At 74.9% G+C, this 4,894-nt stretch carries 2 pseudogenes; one reads left to right on the forward strand and one right to left on the reverse strand.

The features are described from left to right. Positions 1-47: 47 nt before the first annotated feature. A pseudogene (locus tag EAO77_RS41575) lies at positions 48-134 on the forward strand (hypothetical protein); the annotation flags it as partial. Between the two features lie 411 nt (positions 135-545). On the opposite strand, the pseudogene EAO77_RS34755 reads toward EAO77_RS41575, so the two are convergent. Next, a pseudogene (locus EAO77_RS34755) lies at positions 546-4,894 on the reverse strand (beta-ketoacyl synthase N-terminal-like domain-containing protein); the annotation flags it as partial.

Genomic DNA, 4,894 nt, shown 5'->3' on the forward strand with positions numbered 1-4,894 from the left:
GTGTGCTGGCGACCGGCCGTCTGTCACTGACGACCCGGCCGTGGCTCGTGGACCATGCCAAGTCGGGCACCGTCCTGGTGCCGGGGACCGCCCTGGTCGAGCTGGCCGTCCGGGCCGGGGACCACGCCGGGGCCCCCGTCCTGGAGGAGCTCGTGCTGGAGGCCCCGCTGGTGCTGCCGGAACGCGGCGGTGTCGATGAGGGTGATGCGGTCGGGGTGTTCGTTCTGGGCGGTGCGGACGAGTCCGTGGACGGCTGCTTGTGCGGGGTTGGTGCGGGCGTCCTGGGTCAGTACCACCAGTCGTTTGTCGTCCGGGTCGGTGGCGATGTGCGCCTGGACGGTTTCCAGGGCGTGGGTGGTCAGGGTCCGGACGTCGTCGTCGGTGCGGTGGGTGAGGTCGAGGACGGGCCAGTCGGTGCCGGTGGTGGTGTCGGGGGTGGGGATCGTCTGCCACTCGACACGGAACAGCGCGTCCCGCAACGGATCGTCACCCGCCGACAACTGCGCCGGATCCACGGCCCGGAAGGCCAGCGAACCCACCGACGCCACCGGAGCCCCGGTCGCGTCGGCCGCCTCCACGGCCACGGCGTCGTTGCCCTGCGGCGTGATCCGCACCCGCAGGCGCGCCGCGCCCGTGGCGTGCAGGGTCACCCCGTTCCAGGCGAACGGCAGCAGCACCTGGCCGGGCTCGGTCTCCGCCACGGCCCCGAAGCTCGTCGTGTGCAGGGCCGCGTCCAACAGGGCCGGGTGCAGCCCGTACGCCGGCGCCTCACCCGCGGCTTCCTCGGGCAGGGCCACCTCGGCGAACAGCTCCTCGCCACGCCGCCACACCCGCTCCAGCCCCTGGAACACGGGCCCGAAGTCGTGCCCGGCCGCGGCCTGCCGCTCGTAGAAGCCGTCCACGTCGACGGCCTCCGCACCGGCCGGCGGCCACACGGTCTGCCCAGCCGGCGGCGCCGCCTGCGCTGCCGAGACGGAGCCGGCGGCATGCCGGGTCCAGACGTCGGAGTCCCCGGACCGCGAGTGCACGGCCACCGGCCGGCGGCCTGTCCCCGAGTCGTCGGCCGCGCCGACCTGGACCCGCACCTCGACACCGCCGCGTTCCGGCAGCACCAGCGGGGCCTCCAGCACGAGCTCCTCCAGGACGGGGGCCCCGGCGTGGTCCCCGGCCCGGACGGCCAGCTCGACCAGGGCGGTCCCCGGCACCAGGACGGTGCCCGACTTGGCATGGTCCACGAGCCACGGCCGGGTCGTCAGTGACAGACGGCCGGTCGCCAGCACACCCTGCCCGTCCGGGAGTTCCACGACCGCGCCCAGCAGCGGGTGCTCGGCGGACTCCAGACCCAGCGAGCCGAGATCGGCCGTGCCCGGCCGGGTCTCCACCCAGTAGCGCTCCCGCTGGAACGCGTACACCGGCAGCGCCACGCGCCGCGCGTCCGTGCCCGCGAAGAGGGCCGCCCAGTCGGTCTCCGATCCCCGGACGTACAGTCCGGCCACGGCCGCGAGCAGCGTCGCCGGCTCGGAACGCCCACGGCGCAGACCCGGCAGGAACACCGCCTCGCCTGCCCCGGGGCCGTCCTGCTCCGCCAGGGCGTCGACGGTCTCCCGCGCCATCGCCGTGAGCACCGCGTCGGGGCCGATCTCCAGGAACCGCCCGGTGCCCTCCGCCCGCACGAATCCCACCGCGTCGGCGAACCGCACCGGCCGGCGCACATGCTCCGCCCAGTAGTCCGCCGAGCCGAGCCGGTCGAGCCCGACGAGCGCCCCGGTCAGCGTCGAGACCACCGGGATCCGCGGCTCGGCGTACGTCACGGACCCGGCCACCGCACGGAACGCGTCCAGCATCGGCTCCATCCGGGCCGAGTGGAAGGCATGGCTCACCCGCAGCCGCTTGGTCTTGCGGCCCAGTGCCTCGACGGCCGCGGCGATCTCCAGGACGGCGTCCTCGTCGCCCGAGACGACCACGGCGGTCGGCCCGTTGACCGCGGCGATCCCGGCACGGCCGTCGGACGGCAGCAGCGGAAGCACCTCGTCCTCGGCGGCCTGGACGGCGACCATCGCACCGCCCTCCGGCAGCGCCTGCATCAGCCGGCCCCGGGCCGCCACCAGGGCGGCGCCGTCGGCGAGCGAGTACACGCCCGCGACATGGGCGGCCGCCAGCTCGCCGATCGAGTGCCCGGCGACGAAGTCGGGGCGCACGCCCCAGGACTCCACCAGCCGGAAGAGGGCGACCTGCACGGCGAACAGCGCCGACTGGGTGTAGACCGTGCGGTGCAGCAGCTCGGCCTCCGCGGAGCCGGGCTCGGCGAACACCACGTCGCGCAGCGGGTGCGGCACATGCCCGTCGAGGCGACGGTCCAGCTCGGCGCAGGCGGCGTCGAACGCCTCCGCGAACACCGGGTAGGACGCGTACAGTTCCCGTCCCATTCCGGTCCGCTGGCTGCCCTGGCCGGTGAAGAGGAAGGCCGTCCGGCCGGGGGCCGTGACGCCGCTCACCACGGTGGCGGGCGCCGCCCCGTCCGCGAGGCCGTCCAGAGCCGACAGCAGGTCCCCGCGGTCACCCGCGACGACGACCGCCCGGTGGTCGAGCCGGGCCTTCGTGGTCACCAGGGAGTGGGCGACGTCCTTGAGGGGCGCGTCGCCGTTCCGCAGCCACTCGGCGAGCCGGGCGGCCTGACCGCCCAGCGCCTCGGGGGACTTCGCCGACAGGACGTACGGACGCACCTCCGGGGCGTCGTCGTCCCCGGTGCGCGGGGTGGCGGGTCCGGTGGCCACCGGGGCCTGTTCGATGATGACGTGGGCGTTGGTGCCGCTGACGCCGAACGAGGAGACCGCCGCGCGGCGCGGGCGCCCCGACTCGGGCCAGGCGCGGGCCTCGGTGAGCAGTTCCACCGCGCCCGCCGTCCAGTCCACCTTGGTGGAGGGCTGGTCGACGTGCAGGGTCTTCGGCAGCACACCGTGCCGCATCGCCTGGACCATCTTGATCACACTGGCCGCGCCGGCGGCGCCCTGGGTGTGCCCGATGTTCGACTTCAGGGAGCCCAGCCACAGCGGCTCCGCGGTGTCGCGGTCCGTGCCGTAGGTGGCGATCAGCGCCTGCGCCTCGATCGGGTCGCCCAGGGTGGTGCCCGTGCCGTGCGCCTCGACGGCGTCGACCTCCGCCGCGGACAGCCCCGCGTCGGCGAGGGCGGCGCGGATGACGCGCTGCTGGGAGGGGCCGTTGGGCGCGGTCAGTCCGTTGGAGGCGCCGTCCTGGTTGACGGCGGTGCCGCGGACCACCGCGAGGACCGGGTGCCCGAGCCGCTCCGCGTCGGAGAGCCGCTCGACCAGCAGCATCGCCGCGCCCTCGGCCCAGCCGGTGCCGTCGGCGGCCTCGGCGAACGCCTTGCAGCGCCCGTCCGCCGACAGCCCGCGCTGCCGCGAGAACTCCACGAAGGCGTCCGGTGTCGTCATCAGCGCCACACCGCCGGCCAGCGCCATCGACGACTCGCCGCTGCGCACCGACTGCGCCGCCAGGTGCAGGGCCACCAGCGACGACGAGCACGCCGTGTCGACGGTCAGCGCGGGGCCCTCCAGGCCGAAGGTGTACGAGATGCGGCCGGAGGCGACACTGCCGGACGTGCCGGTCAGCCGGTAGCCCTCCAGCTCACCCGCGTTGTGCTGCAACCGCAGGGTGTAGTCGCGGTCGTTGACACCGACGAACACACCGACGTGCTCTCCCTGGAGCGCCGTGGGGTCGATGCCCGCGCGTTCGAAGGTCTCCCAGGAGGTCTCCAGCAGCAGCCGCTGCTGCGGGTCCATCGCCAGCGCCTCGCGCGGCGAGATCCCGAAGAAGCCGGCGTCGAAGCGGGTCGCCGTGTCCAGGAACGCGCCGTTGCGGGCGTAGGACGTGCCGAGGTGCTCCGGGTCCGGGTCGTACAGGGCCTCCAGGTCCCAGCCGCGGTCCTCGGGGAAGCCGCCGATCACATCGGCGCCGTCCGCCACCAGCCGCCACAGCTCGTCCGGCCCGTCGGCCCCGCCGGGGAAGCGGCAGCCCATCGACACGATCACGATCGGATCGTCGTCGGCGGCCGCTCCACGCCCCGCGGGCACGGCTCCCGCCGCCGCCGGCTGCTCGCCGACCAGGTCCGTGAGCAGCTTGCGCGCCAGCACGGCGGGCGACGGGTAGTCGAAGACCAGCGTCGCGGGAAGGGTGAGCCCGGCACGCTTGGCGATACGATTCCGCAGCTCGACGGCGGTCAGCGAGTCGAACCCCAGCTCCTTGAACGCCCGCTTCTCGTCGATGGCCTGAGCCGAGGAGTGGCCCAGCACCGTCGCCGCCTCGGCGCGCACCAGGTCCACGACCGTGCGCTCCCGCTCCGCCTCCGGCAGCGCCGCGAGCTGCGCGCCCAGCGCACCCCGGTCCTCCGGGGCGGCCTGGCCCTGCGCCGCGGTCCGGCGCGGCGGGCGCACCAGCGAGCGCAGCATCAGTGGCACCGGCTCGGTCGCCGCACGGGCACGCAGACCCGCCAGATCGAGCTGCGCGGCGACGAACGCCGGCTCGTCGGACGCCATGGCGGCGTCGAGCAGGGCCATGCCCGTCTCGGCCGACAGCCCCACCATGCCGTCCCGGCGATGGCGCCGGAGCGCCGCCTCGTCCAGGTGCTCCGTCATCCCGCTGACGTCCGACCAGTAGCCCCAGGCGAGGGAGGTGGCGGGGGTGCCGTGGGTGCGGAGTCGGGTGGCGAGGGCGTCGAGGGCTGCGTTGGCGGCGGCGTAGTTGGCTTGGCCGGGGTTGCCGAGGGTGCCGGCGGCGCTGGAGAAGAGGACGAAGGCTTGGAGGTTGTGGTGTCGGGTGAGGGTGTGGAGGGTGTGGGCGGCGTCGGTTTTGGGGGTGAGGACGGTGTCGAGGTGGG

The sequence above is a fragment of the Streptomyces sp. T39 genome (genome assembly GCF_008042045.1).
Classification (GTDB): Bacteria; Actinomycetota; Actinomycetes; order Streptomycetales; family Streptomycetaceae; genus Streptomyces.